Origin of the sequence: Halomonas sp. IOP_14, from assembly GCF_021021315.1 — a bacterium.
GTDB lineage: Bacteria > Pseudomonadota > Gammaproteobacteria > Pseudomonadales > Halomonadaceae > Vreelandella > Vreelandella titanicae.
The window spans coordinates 35489-57876 of the sequence record NZ_JAINWD010000045.1 but is presented as its reverse complement, the minus strand read 5'-3'; the positions used below and the strand labels follow the sequence as shown (position 1 = coordinate 57876).

Annotated in this window: 18 protein-coding genes; 4 read left to right on the top strand and 14 right to left on the bottom strand. The window is 52.3% G+C overall.

What is annotated here, in order from left to right; translation table 11 throughout:
* Positions 1-302 precede the first annotated feature (302 nt).
* Together K7H09_RS21090 and K7H09_RS21085 are read right to left on the bottom strand one after the other, a co-directional pair.
* A complete protein-coding gene (locus K7H09_RS21090) occupies positions 303-1865 on the bottom strand; it encodes a sigma-54-dependent transcriptional regulator (protein ID WP_230805871.1) in 1563 nt (520 codons plus the stop codon).
* A gap of 33 nt (positions 1866-1898) precedes the next feature.
* Positions 1899-2375 carry an Lrp/AsnC family transcriptional regulator gene (locus K7H09_RS21085; protein WP_230805869.1) on the bottom strand — a complete coding sequence of 159 codons (477 nt, stop codon included), beginning with the start codon at positions 2373-2375 and terminating at the stop codon, positions 1899-1901.
* A gap of 128 nt (positions 2376-2503) precedes the next feature.
* Between K7H09_RS21085 and hppD the strand changes: the two genes are divergently transcribed.
* Both hppD and K7H09_RS21075 read left to right on the top strand, forming a co-directional pair.
* Entirely contained in the window at positions 2504-3610 is a 1107-nt protein-coding gene (gene hppD / locus K7H09_RS21080) for a 4-hydroxyphenylpyruvate dioxygenase (RefSeq protein ID WP_230805875.1), read from the top strand.
* Between the two features lie 14 nt (positions 3611-3624).
* Entirely contained in the window at positions 3625-4002 is a 378-nt protein-coding gene (locus K7H09_RS21075; RefSeq protein WP_138800689.1) for a Rieske (2Fe-2S) protein, read from the top strand.
* Positions 4003-4284: 282 nt separating this feature from the next.
* On the opposite strand, the gene K7H09_RS21070 is transcribed toward K7H09_RS21075, so the two are convergent.
* Both K7H09_RS21070 and K7H09_RS21065 read right to left on the bottom strand, forming a co-directional pair.
* Entirely contained in the window at positions 4285-5352 is a 1068-nt protein-coding gene (locus K7H09_RS21070; RefSeq protein ID WP_230805867.1) for a TRAP transporter substrate-binding protein, read from the bottom strand.
* 77 nt (positions 5353-5429) lie between these two features.
* Positions 5430-7781 carry a cytochrome P450/oxidoreductase gene (locus K7H09_RS21065; RefSeq protein WP_230805865.1) on the bottom strand — a complete coding sequence of 784 codons (2352 nt, stop codon included), beginning with the start codon at positions 7779-7781 and terminating at the stop codon, positions 5430-5432.
* Positions 7782-7983: 202 nt separating this feature from the next.
* Between K7H09_RS21065 and K7H09_RS21060 the strand changes: the two genes are divergently transcribed.
* Complete coding sequence (locus K7H09_RS21060) at positions 7984-8664, top strand: IclR family transcriptional regulator (RefSeq protein ID WP_022521418.1); 681 nt, start codon at positions 7984-7986, stop codon at positions 8662-8664.
* A gap of 342 nt (positions 8665-9006) precedes the next feature.
* Here K7H09_RS21060 and tcuB read toward each other — a convergent pair whose 3' ends face one another.
* Both tcuB and tcuA read right to left on the bottom strand, forming a co-directional pair.
* Entirely contained in the window at positions 9007-10116 is a 1110-nt protein-coding gene (gene tcuB, locus K7H09_RS21055; protein WP_027958358.1) for a tricarballylate utilization 4Fe-4S protein TcuB, read from the bottom strand.
* Entirely contained in the window at positions 10103-11527 is a 1425-nt protein-coding gene (tcuA, locus tag K7H09_RS21050) for an FAD-dependent tricarballylate dehydrogenase TcuA (protein ID WP_052475701.1), read from the bottom strand. Before tcuA ends, tcuB begins: the two co-directional genes overlap by 14 nt.
* 161 nt (positions 11528-11688) lie before the next feature.
* Between tcuA and K7H09_RS21045 the strand changes: the two genes are divergently transcribed.
* Entirely contained in the window at positions 11689-12378 is a 690-nt protein-coding gene (locus K7H09_RS21045) for a GntR family transcriptional regulator (protein WP_230805864.1), read from the top strand.
* 1 nt (position 12379) lies between these two features.
* Here the strand turns inward: K7H09_RS21045 and K7H09_RS21040 are convergent, their stop codons facing one another.
* The 8 genes from K7H09_RS21040 to K7H09_RS21005 all read right to left on the bottom strand — a co-directional run bounded on the left by K7H09_RS21040 (position 12380) and on the right by K7H09_RS21005 (position 22345).
* Positions 12380-13864, bottom strand: a complete 1485-nt coding sequence (locus tag K7H09_RS21040) for an aldehyde dehydrogenase (RefSeq protein ID WP_212751686.1) — start codon at positions 13862-13864, stop codon at positions 12380-12382.
* A gap of 30 nt (positions 13865-13894) precedes the next feature.
* Positions 13895-15760 carry a TRAP transporter permease gene (locus tag K7H09_RS21035; protein WP_159177591.1) on the bottom strand — a complete coding sequence of 622 codons (1866 nt, stop codon included), beginning with the start codon at positions 15758-15760 and terminating at the stop codon, positions 13895-13897.
* A gap of 160 nt (positions 15761-15920) precedes the next feature.
* Positions 15921-16889 carry a TAXI family TRAP transporter solute-binding subunit gene (locus K7H09_RS21030; RefSeq protein WP_051430490.1) on the bottom strand — a complete coding sequence of 323 codons (969 nt, stop codon included), beginning with the start codon at positions 16887-16889 and terminating at the stop codon, positions 15921-15923.
* A 50-nt stretch (positions 16890-16939) separates the two neighbouring features.
* On the bottom strand, positions 16940-17818 hold the full coding sequence (locus K7H09_RS21025; RefSeq protein WP_200890269.1) for an NAD(P)-dependent oxidoreductase: 879 nt from the start codon (positions 17816-17818) through the stop codon (positions 16940-16942).
* 459 nt (positions 17819-18277) lie between these two features.
* Positions 18278-19207: an SMP-30/gluconolactonase/LRE family protein gene (locus K7H09_RS21020; RefSeq protein WP_027958364.1), complete on the bottom strand. Its 930-nt coding sequence runs from the start codon at positions 19205-19207 to the stop codon at positions 18278-18280.
* Between the two features lie 90 nt (positions 19208-19297).
* Positions 19298-20314 (bottom strand): TRAP transporter substrate-binding protein DctP, encoded by a 1017-nt coding sequence (dctP, locus tag K7H09_RS21015; protein WP_022521409.1) that lies wholly within the window; start codon positions 20312-20314, stop codon positions 19298-19300.
* 217 nt (positions 20315-20531) lie between these two features.
* The gene (locus K7H09_RS21010) at positions 20532-21818 is read right to left on the bottom strand and encodes a TRAP transporter large permease (RefSeq protein WP_041159080.1); all 1287 of its coding nucleotides are present in this window, start codon (positions 21816-21818) and stop codon (positions 20532-20534) included.
* Positions 21818-22345 (bottom strand): TRAP transporter small permease, encoded by a 528-nt coding sequence (locus K7H09_RS21005; RefSeq protein ID WP_052475703.1) that lies wholly within the window; start codon positions 22343-22345, stop codon positions 21818-21820. The genes K7H09_RS21010 and K7H09_RS21005 overlap by 1 nt, the downstream gene beginning before the upstream one ends.
* Between the last annotated feature and the right edge of the window lie 43 nt (positions 22346-22388).

The window sequence follows — 22388 nt, the reverse complement described above, 5'->3', positions numbered from 1 at the left end:
TTGGAGCCTCCGGGAATCCCGGTACGGTTCAGCTACTTAAGAGCGATTAGCTACTTATAAAAGCCAACCAACTGTGATCAACCAGTCATCAAGAGCAATCTATAAAGAGTCTATGGGGATAGCGATAGGGCAGGAATGGGGTCACATCGCATTGGGCGCGATGCTACCCACATAAGAGAGGTGCAACTGTAAACTAATCGTTACGCGTAAGAGGATATGCCGAGGGCTGGGGTCTTGCCGTTGCGTTTTTCTGACACCCCGTAAACAAATCGTGACAGTTAATTCACCTGCCATGGGACTTTTTAAGAATCTTCTTGAGCACCAATGCCGTAACGCTTGAGCTTATTGGCAATAGTGGTGTGCGAAACGCCCAACCGCTTTCCTAACTGGCGGCTGGAAGGATACTGTTGATACAACGTACTTAAGATATTTCTTTCCACCTCCCCTAACATGTCGCTCAAGCTTCCCTCTAAGGGAATGCTAGTAAGCGCAGGCGATACTTCGCTCTGCGGAAGGCGCAAATGCGCTGGCTGAATGGCCGTCTCTTCGCATAATGACACCGCCTGAAACAGCACATTTTCCAACTGACGCACATTACCCGGCCAGTCGTAGCCGGTTATCTTTTCCAACGCAGCAGTCGAAAGCTCCGGTAAAGGACAGCCTATCTGACGCGCCGCACGATCAAGCACATAGGTCGCCAAGTCTTCGATGCCGTCCAGGCATTCGCGCAAAGGGGGCACCTGTAGAGAGAGCACATTGAGACGGTGATAAAGATCTAGCCGAAACAGACCTTCACTACATAGCTGAGGTAGGTTTTGCTGAGTGGCGCAGATCACTCGCACATCAAGAAAGGTTTCTTCGTCGCTCCCAACTCGACGGAATCCGCCATCCTGAAGGAAGCGTAACAGTTTCGTCTGCAGCCGAGGGCTCATTTCACCGACTTCATCAAGAAAGACCGTACCGCCTGCATTAAGCTCCAGAAGGCCAAGCTTTCCTTCCGGGCGAGCGCCCTCGAAGGCACCAGGTGCGTAACCGAAAAGCTCTGTTTCGGCCATTGATTCAGGAAGCCCAGCACAATTAAGCACCACGAACGGCGCTTGCCCACGGGGGCTGGCCAAATGACAGGCTCTGGCCACTAGCTCTTTCCCAGTTCCCGTTTCACCCATAATCAGTAGCGGTGCGTCTAATGGCGCCATGCGACGCGCCTCGTTGATCACGGCCTCCAATCGCGAACTCGATTGAAAGATTGCTTCAAAGCCACGCAGCTCTTGGCGCTGTACTTGATAAATACGGGCACCGATGCGGTCAGCACGATGTAACGTCACAACCGCTCCGGCTAATGAATCTACATTCGTGTCTTCGGTGTGCAGGGGAGCGATATCAGCAAGATAGGTATCGCCTTTCAGCTTGATTCGCAGCCCATTGATGCGTGAGTTGTTACGGCGAATTAAATCGGGAAGATCTACCTCATCAAGGTAACGATCCAGCGAGAGCCCTGGTACTTCTTGAACACGCACCCCCAATACCTGGACAGCAATACGGTTGGCCGCCACAATCCGACCCTGCATATCTATCGACATCACTGGGTCAGAAAGCGAGGATAGCAGCGCATCCAACTCCAAATGGCGCCGTTCGCTGGGCATCAAGCTAGCGCGTTTAACGCCAAACACACCGGGAATGCCTTCCAATACTGGTTTAAGCGTACTCAACTGAGCATTAAGTAATTGTGGGACATGTAGATAGATGGTACTGCCGTGATCGCCCCCCACTTCACCTCGCGCGACATTAATTCTGTAGTCAGCAAATTGGGCCACAATATCGCGAAGAATGCCGATTCGATTCTGACAGTGAAATTTAAGACGCATAGAACCCTCACAGCACAAAACAAACGCAGTTACTTAGCCACCTTCCACCGGCAACCCCTGCTCCTCTTTCATACTACGCAGTATTATTTCAGAGCGAACCTGGGTGACATTAGGATGAGGTAATAAATGATGATGAATAAAGTCCGAAAACGCTGTTAGATCCTTGGCGATGATATGTAACACATAGTCTGCGTCTCCCGACACAGAATAGGCCTCACGAACCATGGCGTGCTTCGTCAGTAATGTCACAAAATCATCATCCATGCTTTCACCATGAGCTTTGAGATTAACCCTGGTGATAGCGCGCAGCCCAAACCCTAGGCTAGTAGCATCAAGCCTAGCCGAATAGCCCTTAATCACACCTTCGGCTTCTAGCCGCGCTTTGCGTCGGGAGCACTGAGAGGGAGACAGGCTGACTCGCTCACCCAGCTCTGAATTGGTGAGGGCTGAGTTCTTTTGCAATGTTGACAAAATTGCAAGATCATAACGATCCAATGAAATTCCGTGCATACAGCACTCCTTTTGCGCACATTCTATGCACTATTTGGCTGCATCTTAGGTTAGTTTGCAACCTAATTGTACCGGCTCTTCCCTATACTGAACTTGTCACCCAACAAGACAATAAAGGAGAGACAACGATGGGCCCCTTCCCTCATGACGCACCCAAAGCAACCATAAATGATGCAAACCCAGCGGGCACAGATGGCTTCGAGTTTGTTGAATTTGCACACTCCGAGCCGGAAAAACTAGATAGTTTATTTCGGCAAATGGGTTTCGTTCCCGTTGCAAAACATCGTGACAAGTCGATCACCGTTTATCGTCAAGGCGATATCAACTACCTGCTTAACAGTGAGCCTAACTCGCATGCGTCAGCATTTATTGAGGCGCACGGCCCCTGTGCTCCAGCAATGGCTTGGCGCGTCGTTGATGCTCAGCATGCGCTAAAACGTGCCGTCGACTTGGGTGCAGAAGAGTTCACAGGTAATAAGTCCATCGATGCGCCTGCGGTTATTGGCATAGGCGGTTCGCTGCTTTACTTTATTGATACGTATGGCGAAAAAGGCAGCTGTTATTCAAACGAATTTGAGTGGTTCGATGAGGTAGATCCTAATCCTAAGGGGTTTGGTTTTTACTATCTTGATCACCTCACTCATAACGTTATTCGCGGCAATATGGACACATGGTATAAGTTTTACCATGACACCTTTAACTTCCGCGAAATACGCTACTTTGATATCACCGGTAAAATGACAGGTCTTACCAGCCGTGCATTGACTTCTCCAGATGGTAAAATTCGCATACCCATTAACGAAAGTGCCGACGATCACAGCCAGATTGAAGAGTACTTGCGCGAATATAACGGCGAAGGCATTCAGCATATCGCCATTGCCACAAACGACATCTACTCCGGTACTGACTTAATCGCTGATGCAGGTCTCGAATTTATGCCTGGCCCGCCGAGCATCTACTACGAAAAGTCGCTAGAGCGTGTTAAAGACCACCAGGAGCCTCTCGATAAACTGCGCAGCCGTGGCATTTTGATTGACGGCGAAGGTGTCGTGGGCGGCGGCGAAACCCGAATTTTGCTACAAATTTTCTCCAAAACGGTGATTGGCCCCATCTTTTTCGAGTTCATCCAGCGTAAAGGCGATGATGGTTTTGGAGAGGGCAATTTTAAAGCACTTTTCGAGTCCATCGAAGAGGATCAGATTAACCGCGGCGTGTTGCAAAGTACCGCTGAATAGTAAAAGGGCACACCGTGCATGACGCTTGGCGTAACTATGAAAATGCCCCCCAAGAGGGGGCTGTTATTTGCCCTTCTAGCGCTATACCAGAAGGCAAAGCACGCTGCGTGGAAGTAATGAGCAGCAATGGATCTTTCCCGGTCATTGCAACACGCATAAATGGCACGATTTATTGCTACGTTAATGCCTGCCCCCACCAATATTTACCTTTAAACTATCGGTCGGACAGTATCATTTCATCAGATGGCCACCGTTTTCTATGCAGTGCGCATGGGGCGGCGTTTGACATTAAAACGGGAGACTGCTTAACAGGCGACTGTGACAAACTTGACGCCATACCTGTATCTGAAGACCTAGCAGGCAACTTATGCATCGCACACAGAAAGCCTTAAAAAAACTCACCAACAAGTTATAACTTATTCCCACATCTCTAGTTAAACATCTGACAATAGTGATGGAGTCGAATAAAACTCCACAACTATTCAGCCGCATAATAAGCGAACTCAACGAGTTCGCTTATGAGCAATACAGCTCCTCAGAAACGCTATACTCACCAAAAGCCTATTACTGCCTAGATCAAGACTCCCTCATTCCGATAAGTTTTTGCCAATATCTCTTTCTCTAAGCGAGGCAGCATTGACTGAATACGAGTTAGCACATTAAAAACACGTAGTTTAGGCGTCAGGATCAACCACATCGTCAGCGCTCAGGCCTTCATCGTCACCTGCGACAACCTGCAATTGTTCGAGAAAGAATGCGCGGGCAGCCTCTCCATCAACATCTTTCGCAGCTGCCACTTCAAACCAGTCGCTGGGAAGGTTAGCCGCCAATTGCATGAAGTTTTCGACCTCTTCAGCAGGCAACTCGATAAAGGTGTTGCCCTCCTCCTTGGCAAACTCAACGCCACGCACATCGACGGTATCCATCATGAAACCAAACAGACGGGACAGCTTTTCGCCTGAGACATCCATAATGGCGTTACGGTCTTGCTCGGAAAGCGACTGCCAGGTATCAGGATTGATGACCAGGGAAAAGCTGCCACGATAGAAGCCGCCCGGCATTTGTACCGTGTAGGGCAATACCTCGGCTAATCGAAAGCTCTTAAGTCCCTCAAGGGTTAGCATTGCACCGTCGATCACCCCTTGCGTGGCTGCTTCGTATGTCCCACCTGGCGGTAGTGCGACACCGGTGAGGCTTAGCGCGCTGGAAATATCTGCCATCACGCCGCCCCCTATGCGCGCCCGTCTACCTTGCAAATCGTCAAGGCTTTCGATCGGTTCAGCCAGGAAGAGCGCCCCAGGGCCATGCACTCCCAACCCCAGGACTTCTACGCCGCGATGCTCTCCGGCATCGCTTAGGTATTCTTGGTGAGTACTCCAGTAAGCCACGGAGGCATTTTCTGATGAAAAGTCTTCAAAGGTGGGGAATTCCGGTAGTTTGGTCAGCTCAAAGCGCCCTGGCATTAAACCGTGGAAGAGCCAGGTGACATCGGCGACACCGTCTGCCACCAACTCCATTTGCGCGTTAGGCGGCCCAAGGTCGTGGGTCACATTGACACTGACGCGACCATCGGTCGCCTCTTCAACCCATTTTCCCCATGTGGGCCAGACGATGGTATTAACGCCGTGGTTAGGGCCCGCCCAGGTACTCACTTGAAGCACGGTATCGGCCGCTGCCGCGCCTTGAAAAGAGCTCAAGAGCATCAGGGCTGAAAAGGTGGTCAAAGTCGCCATTTTTTTCATTGTGATTATCCTTTTTGATGGTTCATGTACCCGATGGTGCCAGTGTAAAACAGAGGTTCTTTTAAGGGTGTTAGCGTTTAGAGCGCCAGAGTCAGGCGCTTGCCCGCTGCCCGCGAGCAGCAGGTCATCATGCGATCATTGGCGTCGCGCTCAGTACGGCTGAGCACTAGGTCTCGGTGATCGATATGCCCCTCGATTACAGCCACTTCGCAGGTACCACACAGGCCTTCGCAGCAGTCGCTCGGTACATCCACCCCCGCCGAGGTTAGCGCTTCAAGCAGGGTCTGGTGGTTACCGACCTGCAGCGTCAGGTCGGAGTCCGCCAGCACTACTTCGAAGGCGTGCTCGTTCTCAGGATCGAGGATGTTGGAGCGAGCGGTGAAGTGCTCAACGTGCAAGGTACCCTCGGGCCACTTCTCCGCCAGCGACCCAAGCGCCTCCAGCAGGCGCTCAGGTCCGCAGGCGTAGACCTGTTCACCTTCGGCTAGGCTGCTAAGTGCACTCGGTAGATTAAGGCGACACCCTTCATCACCGGCATGGAGGGTTAGCGCGGCGCTATGGTCACGTTCGACTCTCTCCAAAAAGGCCATGGTTCGCCGTCCGGCACCGCAGTAGTGGAGTACATAGGGCTTGCCGAGCGCCTTGAGTCGATCCGCCATGGCAATAATCGGCGTGATGCCAATACCACCGGCTATCAGGGTATAGCGCGTTGCCGTCTCATCCAGGTGGAAATGGTTCTTGGGACCAGCGATATGCAGTACATCCCCCGGCTTGACCGTGTCGTGGAAGTGCACCGAGCCGCCGCGCCCCTCGGGTTCTCGTAGGATGGCGATGGAAAGACGGTTACGGTCATCGCGTGTCCCGCACAGTGAGTAGTAGCGGCGCCACTCTCCCGATACCAGCTCTATATGCGAACCGGGGGTCCAGTCGGGTAACTCACGCCCATGGGGATCCACCAAACCAACACAGATCACCGCCTCAGCTTCACGTTTCACCTCGGCGACCACGACCCGACGCACGATATCCTCCTTGATAGGTGCGCCAATATGGAAAAGCGTAGGGTTCTCCAACACATCGTGGTGTCGCCGTTCAGGATTCTGCGCAGGCTCCCACTCCACCCATAGCGACGTGGGCCCACGGAAAGAGGTGTTGGGCAGATACTCAAACGATTGGTCCTCGACCAGATCTATATGGGGTAACCGACGGACAAATTCATCAAGGATGATGCGCATCTCCATGCGGGCGATGTTCTTCCCCATGCACTGGTGCGCACCGTAGCCGAAAGTGAAGTGCTCCGCTGCGTTATGGCGGTAGATATCAAACTCGTCAGGATTTTCAAAGTGTCTCGGATCGCGGTTGGCCGACGCCTGCACGATTAACAGCTTACCCCCCTTCGGAATCGTCTTGCCCCTTAACTGGGTGTCTTCGGTCGCGATACGTCGCCAGGCCACGACCGAACCGGCGGCGCGCAGGCACTCCTCGATGGCGCTGGGGATCAAAGCAGGGTTCTCGCAGATGTCGTTCCATGACTCCCGGTTCGATAGCAGAGTACGAAAGGCATTGGTGGTGGCGAACGCGGTGGTCTCATGGGCAGCCACCAGAATGGCCATCATCATCGAGCGCAAATAGCTCTCCGGCACAATGTCAGGATGCCTGTTGTGCATGCGGATAGAGTCGTACATCCACCCCTCGCCGCTGGGATCGGCACACATGCGGTCGAGGATAGTTTGTGCGGTTTGCCAGAACTGGCCCACATCCTCGGCAATCTGCAGTTGCTGCTCCGGGGATGGGCGGCCCCAGGTATTCAGCGTGTGGGCAACCGAGAACTTGCGAAGCTCCTTGGCATCTTCATTGGGAACACCCAGGAAGCGCAGTGCGACGGTCATGGGAATTTCCCGAAACATCTCGCCCACCAGATCTGCATGCCCCTTGTCGATGAAGCGATCCATATAGTCACGCACCAACTCACGTACCCACGCTTCGTGCTTCTCAAGGTTCTCGGGCAGGAAGGCATCCATCAGGAGGCGGCGGCGTTCCATGTGATCCGGTTCATCCTCGTTGACCATGGTACGACGCATTGCGAAACCGTAGCCCTCGAGAATTTTCGTCGCCTCGGGCGGTGCGGGGGTTAGTTTCTCCAACGCGATAGAGGGCGAGAAGGTGACGTTGTCACGGAAAACCGCCTTTACATCTTCATAGCGGCTCACGACCCAGTAGTCGAGTTTGGTACTGTAGAACACCGGCTCCTGTTCGCGGAACCAACGCAGCGCCTCAGCGGGGTCAAGCTGATAAGGCGCATCGAAGGGATCGAATTCGGCCGCTTCAGGGGAGACTGGGCAACCGGTAGGCGATAATGCCACGGACGCCTGTGATGGTTGAAAAGGGCACTCGCCTGATGCACTACCAGAACGGTGAGACACTGATGCCATGAAGGGCTCCGTAAAATTAAGTGGCTCGTATTTGTTTTACTTTTATCGAACACTTAGTTTCTTTTAATGCACAATGAAGGTAGGCAGTTTCTGTCGGCGAGTCAACTCCTCAGCGTAGCTGCGTTAGTCTGTATCGCTTGGCTAACTATTGAGTCCTGTTATCGCGCCCACTTACCGAACCCTAATACCGAGGTGCCTTTCTATGGCTAACAACACGTTGCAAACGCTTGATCGCGGACTCAAGGCACTGGAAATTGTCTCCGAGCATAGCGATGGCATTTCCATTGCCGATCTAGCTGAACGCCTCGATATTCATCGAGCCATTGCCTACCGCATCGTGACCACTCTGGCCAGCCATGGGCTGATTACGCGCACCCCCGAAGGCCCCATTCGCCTGGGTGCTGGTACGGCACTGCTTGCGTCTCGCTTTGAACCTCATCTACGCGCTATTGCCCAGCCACTCTTGCAAGCACTAGCCAGAGCCACCCGCGCCACCGCTTTCATCTCTGTCGCTCAGGGGGAGGAATGCGTTGTGTTAATGGTGGCAGAGTCAGGAGAAATGCCTCTGCAAATCGGCTACCGAGTGGGTAGCCGCCATCCGTTGACGTTGGGCGCTGCCGGTATTGCCATCCTTGCCGAACGGCCCTCTCACCCGGAAGAAGGTGAGGCGATAAAGCAGGCACGACTCGACGGCTACAGCCTGACTCATGGGCAGCTACAACGCGGGGCAGTAGGCGTGGCCAGCGCTATCTCGTCCACATCGTTTCGCCCTACCATTGAGGCCTGTGTGGGCGTGGTGGCCATGGAGGATCTAGATAAAGAGACCGCTATCACGGAAGTAAAAGCAGCTGCCCAGCGAATTGCCGAACTGATCGCTCGATAACCTGGATTAATAAGACCTTTGAGGTGCCTCTCAGGACTCCAGCTGATTCTAAATGGCCATTACCAGGCAAACGAATACCTTCGTGAAACAAGCGTAGCCAGCAAGCTTAACGTCAGTACTCCTACCGATCGGCTTCGCCGCGCTAGGGCTACAATTCCTCATTGACGCTTTCCGTGCCGCTCAGCGTCTTCGTCGTAACAACCATGAGAGGGCAACCTCTTATGGCTAATTTAGTCATAAGTTGATTCACGGCCGCTTGATAATCGGTAAGGTGACACCTGGTAGAGTCCTACAGACGATATTATGTCGGCTGGCGTGCGGGTGCTGCCTCTGGAGAGAAGATTATTGGTCAAGGCGATTGCGCTCCAGGGCGTTACGATAGACCGCCAATAAACGATAGAAACCATGCACGAACTTGCCATAGGGCATGGTGATGAAAAGTGCCATAACCACGCCTAAATGCACCACCAGCATAACCCCCATGGCTGAGGTCTCACGTAGCAGCATTAGGGACAGGCCTGTTAAGCCGGTCAGCCACAGCAGCACTATGAAAGCCACATCCATTCCCATCTGGCGCACATCAGCAGTGTCCTGATCACGCACCAGCTTGAGGTACAAAAGCCCCGCCGGACCTATCAAAAGGCCGATGCCGCCCAAGGTACCGAACAGTTTGGGAAGACTGATAAAATCGTAGGGCGCCTGCCAGCCAAACACATAGTGATAGATGGTGCCGGTCACGGTCGCTGCGAAGCTAAGCATGAACCCGTAAAAGGTAAAATGGTGGAAGCGCCGCCGCCAGTGCGAATGATAGGCATCTGGGTAAGTGCAGCCAGCCTCTTCCTGACCGTGCAGATGCTGGAGTGAAAAAGTTTCTTTGAGTGCCTGCCGCCAGCTTTCGGCATCGCCAAGCCCAGTGACGCCCTCGCCGCTTTCGCGCCAAAAGCGCACCATCCCCATGATCAACGCTAACAGCACAAACAACGACACCGAGCCAAAGGTCACCGCCATGGTGTTATGTGGCAATAGCGCGTAGAAGTCGCCACTATGCTGTGTGGTGACCAGTGCCGACAGATCACCATTTAGCGCAATGGCAATCAACAGGATGAGCGTCAACCCTACCGCCAGTGCCAAGGCGGCAAGCAAGCCACTGCGGTCAAACAGACGGGCCAACGGCTGTGGCCAAGCATACTGTCGATAAGACTCGACACGAAGCTTGGCCATTGACTGCGGTACGTTAACGGCAAACTCATGGGGCGGAGCGTACTGGCAAGCGTAGTAGCACTCACCGCAGTTGTGACATAGGTTGGCCAGATACTTAAGATCCTCGGGAGTGAACGTACGACGCCGCTCCATGGCCGGAAATACCGGGCAGAACCCTTCACAATACCGGCAGGCATTGCAGATCGTCATGTTGTTGCGGGTTTCTTCGATTAGTGCGTCAATCTTTTGCATAATTGCCTGCCTCTGTGCCTGCGATGCGACCAAATACGGTGCCGATGGTCATACCAAAGCCAGCAACATAGCCCTGGCCTAAAATATTACCGGCCATGATCTCACCGGCTAGGAAAACATTGTCCGCCAACTCGCCGTTAGCCATGTACATACGCGCTTTTTCATCGACTTTAGCGCCTAAGTAGGTGAAGGTAATGCCAGTACGAAGTGGGTAGCCGTAGAATGGAGGCTCGTCGATACGCTGCGCCCAATGGGTCTTTTCGGGCGTAACACCCTGTGTATGGCAATCGTCGAGCACACTGTGATCGAAGTTGCCAGGCTGTACGCCAGCATTGAATTCATCGACAGTTTTGAGTACGGCGTCAACCGGCAGATCGAGCTTAAGCGCCAACTCCTCAAGCGTATCGGCCTGCTCAGGGGGAAAAACTGAGGGCATAAAGCGCCCCTGCGCCTTGGAGTCGGTAATCGAATAGCCCACCTGCCCCGGCTGTTTGGCAATCAGCCGTCCCCAGATGGCATAACGCTTGGGCCAGAAGTCTTCGCCTTCGTCATAGAAGCGCTTGCCATCGCGGTTAACCACAATCCCCAGGGATACACAGTCGACACGGGTGACGATACCGCCATCGTACTTGGGCGCGCGTGCATCGATAGCTACCGCGTGACCTTGCGTTGGATCCCCAATCACCATGGCGCTGTTATCAATCAGGCTGCGCAGCATCTTACCCTGGTTGAAGCGAGTACCACGGATCAGGAAGTTACGGGAGACCTCTCCCCATGCTTCCTCCAACCACGCTTGGTTGGACTCGAAGCCGCCCGAGGCAATCACCACTGACTTAGCACTCACCTTGCGTGGTGAGCCATTGTAAGTCACCAACGCATGGTCAAAGCGGTTGTCATCAAAGACCAACTGTTCAGCTTCAGCCTCATAGAGGATTGTCACCCCAAGTCGCTCAGCTGCCTGGTAGTAGGTATTGACGAGTGCTTTGCCGCCCCCCAGGAAAAAGGCGTTGGTTCGCCCCAGGTGCAGAGTGCCACCCAGCGATGGTTGAAAGCGCACACCGTAGCTTTTCATCCAATCGGTGCAGGTTTCTGAGGCTCGAATCACATGCTTGGCCAACACTTCGTTGGTGATGCCGCCGGTAACACGCCAAACGTCATCGAAGAACTCATCCTCAAGGTAGGCGTCACTAAGCACATCAGTAGGCTCACGATGCATGCAGCGCAAATTACGGGTGTGAATACTATTACCACCACGCCATTGACGCGGAGCACTCTCCAGTAACAGCACGCTGGCGCCCTGCTCACGCGCCGATAAAGCGGCACACAACGCAGCATTACCTCCACCAATCACCAGCACGTCATGGCCAGTCAGATCGGCCTCACTGAGCCGCTCTCCAGTCGATGACAACATTGGAACTCCCTCATGATTACTGACAAGAAGAGATGGTGACGGTAAAAGCGCACACCAAATTCTAATACATACAAATGTATCCAACAGTGTTCAAAATGACAAGTGTTGTTCATTGTCATATCATTACTGTCCGTCAAAATCGCAATTTAAGGCTTGTAGCTATGACTGAATCCAAACCACGCAAGCACGCCAACCAGGCAGCCAATCAGCGCGGCGAACCGCGCAGTGAACAGGCCTACAGCTACATCATCGAAGCTATTAAGGAAGGCACCCTGCCACCAGGGACAAGGATTCGTGAAGTCGACTTATCTGAACGCATAGGCTTAAGTCGTACACCCGTACGCGAAGCTCTTAATCGTTTACAGCTTGAAGGGTTGGTAGCTAATGATCCGATCCGTGGCACCATCATCACTGAACTCGACCACAGCATGATTAGCGAGCTATATGCTATGCGCGAGATGCTAGAGGGAACGGCTGCGGGCTTTGCCGCACAGCACGCTTCAGAGGTTGAAATCGCTTTTCTGCGCGAAATTAGCGATCGCGACGCACGGCTAAAGGAGACTCATGATCTAGTTAAGAACAATAAACTGTTTCATAGCACCCTCTACCGCTGCGCTCACAACCGCTATCTGCTTAAAATGCTGAACTCACTACACGAAGCAATGATGTTGCTCGGGCCTAGCACGTTAGCTAAACCAAGCCGTGCAAAAGCCGCGCGTAGTGAGCACGAAGCCATCATTAACGCGCTTGAAGCACGTGATCCAGAAGCCGCAGAAAAAGTGGCACGGAGCCATATCCGCGAGGCTTACAAGATCCGCCTAGAGGCCTTTTTTGAGAGTGATGGCGACTGAATCAAGTACGAATCGCAAAAGGATCGCGGGCTTCGTTAGATAAGTCGATCATCAGGTTTTTAATCTCAAGGTACTCATCTAAAGCGTGCATTCCGCGCTCACGGCCACTACCACTGGCCTTAACCCCGCCGAATGGTGCTTGTGCAGCATTTGTGCGATAGGTATTGACCCATACCCCACCAACCTGAAGTTGTCTGGCAACGCGATGCGCTCTTGCCAAATTTTGCGTCCATAGCCCGGCGACTAACCCGTAAGCGGTGCCGTTAGCGATGGCGATAGCCTGCTCCTCCGTATCAAAGGGAATAATCGCTAACACTGGCCCAAACACTTCTTCTTGAGCCAGTTCGGAGTCCGGCGCCACATCAGAGAATACCGTCGGCTCGACGAAATAGCCGCGACCATATACGTCGCCCTGCGGCACCCTACCGCCCGCCGCCAACTTAGCACCCTGAGTGCGGGCACGTTCGATGAAGTCAAGTACTCGTTGATGCTGCCCCTGGGTCGCCATCGGGCCCATCTCAGTGTTCTCATCGCGAGGGTCACCAATACGAATCGCCCGGGCGCGTTCACAAACCTGCGCCACCACCTGATCGTAGATGTCCCGCTGCACCAGCAGTCGCGAGCCAGCAATACAGGTCTGACCGGCGGCGGCAAAGATCCCCGCCACGGCTCCGGTCACAGCCTGCTCAAGATCAGCATCGGCAAATACAATGTTGGCCGACTTACCTCCCAGTTCAAGGGTCACCGGTGTTAGATGTTCGGCGGCGGCCCGAGAAATCGCCTTGCCTGTAGCGGTACCGCCGGTGAAACTGATCAGGTCGACATCAGGGTGCCCGGTGAGTGCCGCACCGACGCTACCGTCACCGGTCACCACGTTAATCACGCCAGGAGGAAAGCCAGCTCTTTCGCACAGCTCAGCGAAAGCCAGGGTGGTCACGCTCGCCATCTCTGAGGGCTTAATTACAACGGTGCAACCCGCCGCCAAGGCCGGTGCAAGCTTGTTGGCGAGGATCGCTATCGGCGAGTTCCAAGAGGTGATCAAGGCTGCCACGCCGCGCGGCTCGCGAGTAGTGAAATCAACCAGCTCAGGGCGGTCTAGCGGAATGCTCTCGCCTTGGAGCTTGTCCGCCCAGCCAGCAAAGTAGCGGTAGTTGCGAGCCGCAAAACGCATCTGCACCCGTGTCTCGCGGATTACCTTGCCGTTGTCGGTGGTCTCAAGTTGGGCCATGCGCTCGGTGTCGGATTCGAGCAGATTAGCCAATTCGTGCATTAGCGCAGCGCGTTGTAGGCCATTTGTAGACCGCCATTCGGTTTCAAAGGCATGTCGTGCAGCTTGCACCGCGGCGTCAACATCAGAAGCAGTTGCCTGAGGGATCAATGCCCATGCCTGCTGGTTAAGCGGATTGATCGATTCCAGCACTTTTCCATCTGCCGCATCACACCATTGATCGCCAATACGAAGTTGATAGCGCTTCATCTCACCCATTACATCATTCCTTCAATTTAGTTATATGTATTAGTTTAACGTTGCAGCATTTCTGGAGAATGGCTTCACGAACGCTAGAACAAACAGCAGTACAACCGCTCCCGCGAACAGGGCATAAAGGGAAGGGATAATGGCCATAGCCGCTGATACAATGCACAGCAGTGCGCCTATTTTCCTCTTCATGTCTTTTTCAAAAATATCAGAGAGTACGATCGACGCTGATACCACTAGCACTGCGCCAGACAGCACCGCTTCCAATATCTGGGACACATCTCCGTTAAAGAGAACGCCTGGGTAGGTAATAAACAGAAACGGAATCACGTAGGTGACGGCTGCTAAGCGTACAGCCTGCAGCGCAGTTCTTTCCCAGCGGGTATCGGCAATCGAGGAAGCAACGAACACGGCAACACACAACGGGGGGGTAATCACCGAAATGGTCGCAAAATAGAAGACGAACATATGCGCGGCAATCGGCTCCACGCCGGCGGACACCAGGGCGGGAGCCATGACCGCCGCGACCAGTACGTAAGCGGCGGTTGTCGGAATGCCCATGCCCAACAGTAAGCAGGCCAGTGCGACGATAAAGGCGACACCAAACAGGTAGCCACCACCCAGCCCCACGGCCAAGGACGATATGGTCACGCCCACGCCGGTCATGTTGATCATGGCGACGACGATCTGCGCGCTGACCAGCATCGTGATAATGATCAATATTCCGTAACCCGCATCCACGCACGAGTCAACGAAGGTGTCGAGGATCGGCTTGATACCTTCCCCGCGGACAAGGACGGCCAACGCATAGGTGATCAGCATGCCCACGATGGATAAGGAGGCGGAAAAAGCGACCGAGCGACCGCTTAACACCATCACCACCAACACCCCAAGCCCAACTAGCAGCGGTGCGGATTTGGAAAGCTTAATGGCTTCCCTCAGTTTGGGCACATCGCTCTCTCCCTGCAGCCCACCGATCCCCTTTCTCAAGGCGATTAAGTGAATGGTCATAAAGACGCTGGAATAAAACATCAACGCGGGAATCAGGGCCGCCAACGCTACCGACAAATAGCTGATGCCCAACGTCTCAGCCATGATGAAGGCCGCTGCACCAAGAATCGGCGGTGTCAGTTGCCCTCCCGTGGAAGCCACCGCCTCTACAGCCCCCGCCAGCGCTGCTGGGTAGCCCATTTTCTTCATCAACGGAATGGTCATGGCGCCCGTCGTGGCGACATTGGCGACCGCGCTGCCATTGACGGAGCCAAAGGCAGCCGAGGCTACCGTGGCCATCTTGGCGGCCCCGCCCACCCGGTTGGCCGCAAAGATCATGGCAAGATCCATAAACACCTGACTGCCGCCAGTACGGATAAGTACAGCGCCAAACAGCACAAAAGAGGCAATGACCGTTGCGCCAATCCCCGTCAGCATGCCCCATAACCCCAAATCCGACAGGAAAAGGGTTTCGACCACTAACTCAACGCCATATCCACGATGTCCAAAATCACCCGACAATCGATCGCCAAAGAAGACGTAAGCCAGTGACAGCAACACCATCAATGGAAACGCGATCCCGACGGAGCGTCGGCATATTTCCAGTACCGTGATCACCAGCAGCACACATAAGGTGATATCCACCACCCCAGCGATGGGCAACTGCGTGAGGATGCGGTTTTGATTCCAGGCCACATAAAGGCACGCGGCAATGGCAAAAACGCACAGCAAGCCATCAATGGCTCGCCCCAGGAAAAGAAAACGTCCTTTTATACTTGGCGGATACACCATGAATGCCAATAAAATCACACTTGCCAGCATCACCGAACGCTGCACAAGAGAATCAAAAGCACCAGCGATCCCCGTATAAAGGATCATCATGCCAAGTGAGAATGCAACCAGCTTTTTTATCACCTCAGGAAGCCTGGATGATGTGCTTTCTATAGGCTGTGATTCCGATTCAACAGCTTCTAACATAAGTCTCACCATGAAGATAACTTCACGCCAGAAGGCAATAGAGCTAACACTCAAGTCAGCTCTATTTCATAAAAACGACCACTCTTTATTTCACAACTTAGGGTTTAAGATGCTCAGGAACTTCATATCCCTGCTCTTCAAAATAGCGAATAGCGCCGGGATGAAGAGGCGTCGTTGCAAGCTCAATTGTCATCTCTGGGATATCTGCATCTTTTAAAACTGAGAAAGCGGCCGCCTGAGCATCCTGATGCTCGACGATAGCTTTAACGATGTTGTAGGCAACCTCTTCATCCAAGTCAGCTCTTGAACTTACCGTGTTGCCATACGCCCAGGTGGTATATGCCGGATAGCCATCACCAGCCTCATTCTCTTCAATATTCATGATGCCCAAGCTAGGCAGTTCCTGGCGAATGGCATCTGCCTGCTCATCGCTCAAGCCAAGAATATTAACTGGGGTCATAGTGGCGATATCGATACTGGAGGCATCCAGCATTCGGCCATTGCCGCTCTTCACATAACCTTTGACACGATTATCCTTGATCTGGTTAACCATGTCGGTTGTGGAACCACGCACATAGTCAGGCGTTACACCGATCACATCAAACACCGCTTCGGCAGTCGCTTCCGTGCCCGATCCAACAATACCCGGGTTGAATTTGACACCTTCCAGATCACTAATAGTGTTCAGGCCAGCATCCGCTCTCACTACGACATTCTGAGCCGAAGGGCCATACACCCATAGCACATTAGTGGGGACTTCATTACCCTCGAACGCCCCCTCGCCGTGATAGGCATCATAGGCAACATTGGTGGTCACTAACCCCATATCGGCCTGATTACGTTTGATCCTTCTCAAGTTATCAATGGTTGCCCCCGTCTCCATGACGGAAGAGCGCACACCATCGACATTCTCGTTAATGATCTGCGAAACGGCGACGAAATAACCATAATGTGATGACGAAGAGGATGTAGAACCAATCGTCAATCGAGTATCGGCATGGGCAACGCCTGCTGCACATAAGGAAATTACCACCGCCAGCACGGATGCTTGCTTCGTATAAGCCATAGTCACCTCTCGTAATTGTTATATATTTAACTTTCCGTTAAAGACTAAACTCAGTCATTGCGCATACTATTAACGATGACCGGAAAGTACTGCTCTCCGTATCCTTCCTTTATAGCTTTCTGAAATAGGGACTTCGTATTTTCTGCCATTCCCAACGTCAAGCCGTAATTCTCTGCCAGTTCCAGCGCATAGCTGAGGTCTTTTAATGCATATGAGGTAGGGAATTTTTTTTCTGGGAAATCATTTTCGAGCATGAATTTCATGCAGTGGTTGCGCAGGGCAAAGCTATCTGCGGACCCTAACGACATAGCTTCAAAAATCTTTTTAGGGTCGGCGCCACTTTTCTCACAAATCACCAATGCCTCGGAAAGGCTGGCCACCGTATCGAAGAGCACCATATTATTCAGAATCTTGGCCAGTTGGCCGGCCCCAACATCCCCACAATGGATGATGTCTGATGCAATGTTCTGCAGCAGCTCTTGAATATTTCCGTAAATGGTTTCGGAGCAACCCACCATGACGCACAAGTTGCCATCAATCGCAGCCTGCCGAGTGCGCGCGACAGGCGCATCGGCAAACTTCACCTTGTAGGCCTGCAGCTCACGCTCTAACCACTTGGCATCCTCTACGGAGGTTGTGCTCAGGTCGACGACTGTAGCGCCTTGCTTGAGTTCACTGGCAATGCCGTCCTCTCCTAGCATCAAGCTTTTTACATGCTGGCCACTTGGCAAAGACAGGAAGAGGACATCACTCTCGCGCGCCACTTGCAGAGCGTCCTCGCCCTTCTGCACACCCTCAGCAACCAGTCTCTCCAGCGGCTCAGAGGCAAGGTCATAGGCCAACACCTTCTTACCAGACCCTTTGGCCAGGTTTTTACACATGGGCTCACCCATTGCCCCCAGGCCAATAAAACCAATAGTACTAATCAAACCAACACCTCCAATAAGAATACTTTTGAATACCGTTGGATACTATAATACACACACTAGCTCATAGAGCTGCAATTATCACGACATACTTTGGTCGCAATGTATGATGAAAACCGATAGCGAACCGCTGCACAAATTGTGGGGGAACTATCTGAGCGCCATAACAGCACCAGAACAAAAAGTTATCCCTCGGGCGCAATTTACTGGCCGAGTGTATGTTCTGGTGGCAATGACAATGAGAAGTGAGCCGCCAAGGTGTGCGGCACTTTTTTGAGCACTAATAGCCCTGTAGGGATCAAGGGTTGGCTGTCCTTCAATAATAATTGTTATATATTTAAATATTTCTTTAACGCAGCTCTCAGGAGAACCAAAAACAGCATGGCTAATTATTAATCTCTTTTATATCCTCCTAAATCCATTCAGTTAAATACCTTCCAAGCGCATATCTCTCTGATTAAGTTATTGGTGATGTAAACGCAAACCAGAGCGCGGCCAAGGAACAGCTAACAGCTGACCATAACCTGATAGCGTGATGTAAGCAGTCTGCAAGTTCGATCCACCAAAGCAGATATTAGTGCAATACCCTTCAGGGGCTTCATGAAACTCCAGCAAATCCCCCTGCGGAGAAAAAACACTGATCCCCCCATCCACCAGGGTGGCGACACAAATGTTACCACTCTCTTCCAAAGCCATAGAATCAAGGCGCTGATAGCCCGGCAGGCCGTGAACCAACTTGCCGCCATTGGGAGATGGCCAAGGCTCCTGACCCAGCTCACCGGGCGCGGTGATCGGATAACGCCAAAGCCGACTGGTTTCGGTTTCAGAGACGTACAACATACGCCCATCTGGCGACAGGCCAACCCCATTGGGCGTCAGCAGATGCTTTGCCGCGCGGCGAATCGAGCTACCGTCGCATCGGGCATAGTAGAGGTAACCCAGCATAATGCGGTCATCAAATTTCTTGCCAAAGTCGGTAAACCAGAAACCACCCTGATCGTCAAAAACGATATCGTTAGGGCCATGCAGCGGAACGCCCTGGCAGTGGGTGTAAAGCGTCTCAACAGAGCCGGTGACAAGGTTGACTCTTTGAATCGAACCGCCGTCATAATCGGATGCAGCGCCGGTAGGTCGGCTGTAGCCATCGTCAGTACGCCAACTGAATCCACCATTGTTGCAGATATAACAGTGCCCATCCGGCCCGAGAGCCGCCCCATTTGGCCCCCCACCCACCTCCGCCACGGTCTGTAGCTCGCCGTCAGGTAGGACACGCGTCAAGCGGCCTCTTTGAATCTCCACGACTAATATGCTGCCATCTTCCATGGCAATCGGCCCTTCAGGAAACGCCAGTCCACTGGCTAGCACCTTGCCCTGCAATTTTGTTCTGCTCATGTCATCTCTCCTGTGAACTGCCTGCTTTTCCCGCAGCCCTGCACACCCGCCTAAAACTGCCGGGCCATTTGCTGAGCCCGGCGACACCACTTACTGCATACCTTCAATTACCTCTTGAGTTGGCAGGCCGCGCGCTTTCAAGGGTTCTGCCCAGCGGTCATAGACGCCTTCAAGGTTGGCGTGTGCTTGTTCAAGATCGCTATCAGATAGGGGCACTTGGGCAATACCGTACTCCTCCTCAAGTGTCTGGATGATTTCCGGTTCAGAGTTATCCACGTAATCACAGTAGGTTTGCATAGCGTACCTTCCTGCCTCTACCAGAATATCCTGTTGCTGCTGTGACAGTCGCTCCCACACTCGGTCACTAATCGAGTAGGTGAGACCAAAGCTAGCGACGGAGAAGTTCGGAATTAATTGATCCAGTGCTGGTGCAAGGCCATAGTCCAGGATGCCTCGAAGCGGGTAATACACACCATCCAGCGTACCGCGAGAGAGTGATGTTAGTACGTCTGAAGCCTGCATTGTGACAGGGCTTGAACCCAGAGCATCAGCGGTGAGTGTCATAGGTCCACCGGCAGTACGCATTCGCAGACCATTCAAGTCATCGAGCGACGAAATATCGCTGTTGTTGGTCAGTATTCGATAGCGCCCCATATTGCCCACCCAAAGAGGGCGGATGTGATGCCGCTTGAACTCCGCTTCATAAATAGCCCCACCTGGCTGGGCCATCTCATAGAAGCTATCCGCCGCGCTACAGGAGTTTTTTACGATTTCCGGTAGCTCAACAACGCCAGACAAAGGGAGCTTTTCCGGTATATAAGCCGGAGATACGTTGGCAATATCCGCCACACCTGTCTGCAACAAGGTCAGAGATTCAGAACCACGCCCAAGTTGTTCTGCCGGATAAAAGTCGAACTGTATCTGTCCGTCGGAGAGCTCCGCCACCTTTTCCATAAACGGGTTGGCCCCATACTCTATGGCAAAAGAAGTGGTGGGCAGCCATTCGGCAAACTTCAATGTCACTGGTTCAACCTCTGCCGCGGAGACTGAACCGCATGCCAAAACACCCGTCAACAGCAGTGGAAGGTGCTTTTTATAGTTATTCATGATGGTACTCCCTTTTATCGCTCTTCAGTTTTTGTGCCAGTCATTAATCAATACAGCGGGATAAACAAAATCTTCCAATAATGCATGGTGCATTGATGATAGGTATAACGTTTTTACAACAAGCTTAAACCTTAACCCACCTTTATATAGATGAACCCTATCTATCGTTGACCCAAACTCCTACAAATTGGCGAAGACTAGTTACCAACATTACGCGTCAGTACATAGCCGTTGATGGCAGCCACAGCACAATCTGTGGAAATGCTATTAACAAAGCGATCAAACCAAGCAGCATGACGATGTAGGGTATGACGCCTGAGAAAAGCTCCTCGACAGGCACATTGGCCACTTTCGCCACCACAAAGACGTTCATGCCGACCGGTGGTGTGACAATACCGATCTCAGCCAACAAAATAACGATCACACCGAACCAGATCGGATCGAACCCGAGCGAGACGACAACCGGAAGAACCACAGGAATGGTGAGAATCAGAATAGAGATCAGGTCTAGGAACAGCCCCAGCACCAGATAGAGGATCACCAGAAAGAACAAGATAAGGTATGGCGAAACATCCAGCAGTCCCACATAGTTGACTAAGTTTCGGGTGATGCCGGTCATGGTTATGAAGTAACCGAAAACATGTGCACAAACAACAATAAGGCCGATCATGGCAGAAATGCAGCACGTATTTATAACGGCATTTTTGAATGCTTCAGCATTGAGATTGCCTGATTTCAAAGCAAGCAAAAGTGCGCCTAGTGCACCCAAAGCCGAGGACTCAACGGGTGTGGCAATGCCAGTGTAGATTAATCCCGTAACAACACTGAACAGCATCAGAAAGGGGGTAGCTACCTTCAGTGCTGTCAGCTTTTCGCGGAAGCTATAGGTCTTATTATTAGAGGCTACTGGATTTCGGATGATCAGAATCTTGATGGTAATGGCGATAGTGAGCGTCACCAATATGCCAGGCACTATGCCAGCAATCAGAAGGTCACTGATGCTAACCCCGCTGAGCAGCCCATAGAAAATCAGTGCGACACTGGGAGGAATCAGCATGGCAATAGTGCCCGAAATAGCGGCAATACTGCCAGCCATTTTCGGAGAATACCCCTCAGCCTGCATGGCGGGCGTGCTGATTTTCCCCAGCGTGGCTGCAGCCGCTGTACTGGAGCCAGAAATTGCACCAAAAGCAGCACCTGTGACAACAGCAGCAATCCCCACGCCACCCTGTATCTTGTCTGTCCACTTGGCAATGGCGCTAAACAGGGAGCCGGTGATACCGCTGACCCCCATAAATTCCGACATGAGGATAAACATCGGAATGGTGAGCAGCTCGTAGGTCGTCAGAGCAGAGCCTGGCGAAGCCGATAGGATCCCCAGCAGGACATCTATCCCATTGGTTAGAAAAATGCCCAAAGCACCGGATATCGCAAGACTGATTGCAACCGGAATGCCTATTATCAAAAGAAAAAACAGAAAGAGAAAAGATAAAGCAATGACCATCACAGCTCGCCCCCTTTAGAAACATAGTTATTTATTGTTGTTATTAACAACCTGAACGAGAAAACAAAGGAGCCGATAGCGATAATAAATTCAGACGGCCAAACAACCCAGCTCACAACGCCATAAACGATCTCGTTCTCTTGCCAGGCACTGTATGCCCTTAAAGAATAGGTATAAGCAATATAGCTAAACATCAATGTGGCGATGAGGCCGAAGACCAAAAGGCAAAAGCTGGTAAACTTTAAAGGCAGCTTGCTTTTGAAATAATCAACCTTCAGGTGGCTTCCCGTTCTCAACGCATAAGAGAACGCCAGAAAATAAGACCCTGGAAGAAGGTACATGGTGATTAGGTTAAAAAACCAATTAAGCGGCGAGTTGAAGATATAACGCATTACGACATCGACAAACGTAATTGCCATGGCGCAAATAATCATAGATCCGGCAACAAAAATAAGAGCGTTTTCCAGGCATCTACAAACCTTATCCAACGCTCTTATCAGGCCGGGTTGTTCAATATGACCTGTCATGGTTCTGTGTTCCTGTAATGTCGCCATGATAAACCTCAGTGCG